Raw genomic sequence first — 3,988 nt, 5'->3', positions numbered from 1 at the left:
GGGGGGGGGGCAGATGCGGCACGGCTCCGCATCCCCCCCTCCACCGTCGCTGCGCGACGGTCCCCCTCCCCAAGCGAAGCTTGGGGAGGATCTCCACGAAGCCACCCTCGTCGCGCACGTGTCGAAGGGCACCTATATCCGCAGCCTCGCGCGCGACATCGCGCTGGCGCTCGGCACCGTCGGCCACGTCACCCACCTGCGCCGGACGAAGGCGGGGCCGTTCACCCTCCTCCCCGCGATATCGCTGGACATTCTCACGCAAGCCGCTACGGCGCACACCCTTGAACACCATATCCTGCCATTGAGCGCGGGGCTGGACGACATCCCGGCCCTGTCTCTCACGCCCGACCAGGCAGGGGCGCTCCGACAGGGGCGCGTTCTGGCCGGGATCGCCGCCGACGACGGTCAGGCGCTGGCGCTGCTGGGGGACCTCCCCGTCGCGCTGGTCGGGATCGAGGGCGGCGACGTCCGCGTCATCCGCGGCTTCAACCTGTAAACCGATGTCGAAGGACGAGACATGACGATCACCGCAGAACGCCGCCAGGAAGTCATCAAGGAACATGGCCGCGCCGAGGGCGACACCGGTTCCACCGAGGTGCAGGTCGCGATCCTGACCGAGCGGATCAAGAACCTGACCGAGCATTTCAAGGGCCATGCGAAGGACAACCATTCCCGCCGCGGCCTGCTGATGATGGTCAACAAGCGTCGTTCGCTGCTCGACTATCTGCGCAAGACCGAAGGCGACCGCTACCTCGCGCTGATCGCGAAGCTCGGCCTCCGCAAGTGACGCAAACGTTCGGCCCGCTTCGGCGGGCCGTTTACGTTTTGCGTCATCCCCGCGCAGGCGGGGATCCATCGCGCCGATAGCGCAGGTGGAGAGATGGACCCCGGCTTTCGCCGGGGTGACGGAGAGGGGGCAATTCGGTCTCCTCCCAAACGGATCGCAAATGATCCGCTCATAGGCCCCCCGCGTGATCTGCACCGGGGAGTGAAGGAAATCAGATGTTCGATACCAAGAAAGTGGAAATCCAGTGGGGCGACCAGACCCTGACGCTGGAAACCGGCCGCGTCGCGCGGCAGGCCGACGGCGCGGTCCTCGCGACGCTGGGCGAAACCGTCGTCCTGTGCGCGGTGACCGCCGCCAAGAACGTCAAGGAAGGGCAGGACTTCTTCCCGCTGACCGTCCATTATCAGGAGAAATTCTCCTCCAGCGGCCGCATCCCCGGCGGCTTCTTCAAGCGCGAGCGTGGCGCGACCGAGCGTGAGACGTTGGTCAGCCGCCTGATCGACCGCCCGCTGCGCCCGCTGTTCCCCGAAGGGTTCTACAACGAAATCAACTGCATCGCGCAGGTGATGAGCTATGACGGCGAGAACGAGCCCGACCTGCTGGCGATGATCGCCGCATCGGCCGCGATGACGCTGTCGGGCGTGCCCTTCATGGGCCCGATCGGCGCCGCGCGCGTCGGTTACCAGAACGGCGAATACATCCTGAACCCGTCCGACGCGCAGGTCGCGGAAGGCGAGCTGGACCTGATGGTCGCCGCCACGCACGACGCGGTGATGATGGTGGAATCGGAGGCCAAGGAGCTGTCCGAGGACATCATGCTGGGCGCGGTCATGTTCGCGCACAAGGCGTCGCAGGACATCATCAAGGCCATCATCAAGCTGGCCGAGCAGGCGGCGAAGGAGCCGTGGGAGCTGAAGGTCCAGTCCGACAAGGCGGACGTGAAGGCCAAGCTGAAGAAGCTGATCGGCAAGGACCTGGAGGCGGCGTACAAGCTGACCGACAAGCAGCAGCGCCAGACCGCGATCAACGACGCGCGCGCGAAGGCGCGCGACGGCATGGCGGACCTGAAGGACGGTGATCCGCAGGGCTATCTCGCCGCGCTGAAGCTGGTGAAGAAGCTGGAGGCGGAGATCGTCCGCACCGCGATCCTGAAGACCGGCAAGCGCATCGACGGCCGCGATACGAAGACGGTCCGCCCGATCAGCGCGGAAGTCCACTTCCTGCCGCGCGCGCACGGTTCGGCGCTGTTCACGCGTGGCGAGACGCAGACGATCGCGACCACGACGCTGGGCACCCGCGATGCGGAGCAGATGATCGACGGCCTCAACGGCCTGTCGTACCAGCATTTCATGCTGCACTATAACTTCCCGCCCTATTCGGTCGGCGAAGTCGGCCGCTTCGGCGCCCCGTCGCGTCGCGACGTCGGCCACGGGAAGCTCGCCTGGCGCGCGCTGCACGCGGTGCTGCCGACGAAGGAGGAATTCCCCTACACGATCCGCGTGACGTCCGACATCACCGAGTCCAACGGCTCGTCCTCGATGGCGACCGTCTGCGGCGGCTCGCTCAGCCTCATGGACGCGGGCGTGCCGATCAAGCGCCCCGTGTCGGGCATCGCGATGGGCCTGATCCTGGAGGGCAAGGACTTCGCGGTCCTGTCCGACATCCTGGGTGACGAGGATCACCTGGGCGACATGGACTTCAAGGTCGCCGGCACCAGCGAGGGCATCACGTCCTTGCAGATGGACATCAAGATCGCGGGCATCACCGAGGAGATCATGAAGGTCGCGCTGGCGCAGGCCAACGAGGGCCGCGCGCACATCCTGGACGAGATGGCCAAGGCCCTGTCCTCGACCCGCAGCGAGCTGTCGGCGCATGCGCCGCGGATCGAGACCTTCTCGATCGACAAGTCGAAGATCCGCGAAGTCATCGGCACCGGCGGCAAGGTGATCCGCGAGATCGTCGCCACCACCGGCGCGAAGGTCGACATCGACGACGAGGGCGTCATCAAGGTGTCGTCGTCCGACCCGGCGCAGATCGAGGCCGCGATCAAGTGGATCAAGGGCCTGGTCGAGGAAGCGGAAGTGGGCAAGGTCTATGACGGCAAGGTCGTCAACCTGGTCGATTTCGGCGCGTTCGTGAACTTCATGGGCGGCAAGGACGGCCTCGTCCACGTGTCCGAAATCCGCAACGACCGCGTCGAGAAGGTCTCCGACGTCCTGTCCGAGGGGCAGGAAGTGAAGGTCAAGGTCCTGGAGATCGACCAGCGCGGCAAGGTCCGCCTGTCGATGCGCGTCGTCGATCAGGAGACCGGCGCCGAGCTGGAGGACACGCGTCCGAAGCGCGAACCGCGCGAAGGCGGCGACCGTGACCGCGGCCCGCGCAGCGGCGGCGGTGACCGTGGTCCGCGCCGTGACGGCGGCGGCGGCGGTGATCGTGACGGTGGGCGCGGCCCGCGTCGCGACGGCGGCGGCGGACGCGGCGGCGAAGGCCGCGGCGATCGCGACGGCGGGCGCGGCCCGCGCCGCGAGCGCAGCGAAGGCGGCGCCAAGGACGAGGGCGACGCCCCGGCCTTCGCCCCCGCCTTCCTGACCGGCGACCGCGACTGATCCTTTCCGATCGGCGCTGAATGAAGAAGGCCCCGGCAGCGATGCCGGGGCCTTTTTTTTTACGGCCGACAATGCGCCATATTGAGGTTCATAATTACGACAGTCGCGTCCGGGTCACGGACGAGATCCCTACCCTGCGATATCGGTCAGTCCGCAATCGTGTCTTCATCGTCCGGATCGTCGGTGAGACCATAGTCCCGCACCATATTCTTGACGGACTCCTGCATCTCTCCATCATATTCGAGGGCGATTTTCTGAAGCGCTTCGTCGAGCGCGGACACCTCGTCCGGTTCTAGACGCTGTAAGGCAGCAGCGATCTCCTCCATTCCGCGAACGGAACTATCGAGGTCCATCACCGACTCGTCAACGGACTCCAAATACAACGTCGCTGTTACCAGCACTTCTGCGAATACAGAGTAATTCATATTGGCACCACCTTTACCCCGATATTATCAATTCCCACGTCTTTTAAAAGCTTTAGAGCTTTTTTCTTCGTGGCTTGGTCCGGCACGTCCCACCGTCCGACTGCATTATTCTCTCGCAACGCCGCCGACTGTCTACGAACCTGATCCTTTGACTTGGCCGTAAAGCGTAG

Annotated in this window: 3 protein-coding genes and 1 pseudogene; 3 read left to right on the top strand and 1 reads right to left on the bottom strand. The window is 65.3% G+C overall.

The window, feature by feature from the left end:
* From ASG29_RS17500 to pnp, 3 genes and pseudogenes are all read left to right on the top strand, one after another.
* A pseudogene (locus ASG29_RS17500) lies at window positions 1-496 on the top strand (tRNA pseudouridine(55) synthase TruB); the annotation flags it as partial.
* 21 nt (window positions 497-517) lie between these two features.
* Complete coding sequence (gene rpsO / locus ASG29_RS08750) at window positions 518-787, top strand: 30S ribosomal protein S15 (RefSeq protein WP_055982907.1); 270 nt, start codon at window positions 518-520, stop codon at window positions 785-787.
* Between the two features lie 215 nt (window positions 788-1,002).
* Window positions 1,003-3,393: a polyribonucleotide nucleotidyltransferase gene (pnp, locus tag ASG29_RS08745; RefSeq protein ID WP_055982905.1), complete on the top strand. Its 2,391-nt coding sequence runs from the start codon at window positions 1,003-1,005 to the stop codon at window positions 3,391-3,393.
* Window positions 3,394-3,539: 146 nt separating this feature from the next.
* Here pnp and ASG29_RS08740 read toward each other — a convergent pair whose 3' ends face one another.
* Window positions 3,540-3,818 (bottom strand): hypothetical protein, encoded by a 279-nt coding sequence (locus ASG29_RS08740; RefSeq protein ID WP_156457957.1) that lies wholly within the window; start codon window positions 3,816-3,818, stop codon window positions 3,540-3,542.
* Window positions 3,819-3,988 lie beyond the last annotated feature (170 nt).

Source organism: Sphingomonas sp. Leaf412, assembly GCF_001425405.1.
In the GTDB taxonomy this organism is placed as follows: Bacteria; Pseudomonadota; Alphaproteobacteria; order Sphingomonadales; family Sphingomonadaceae; genus Sphingomonas.
Note: the sequence above shows the minus strand (reverse complement) of the source record. Positions and strands in the feature narration are given on the sequence as shown.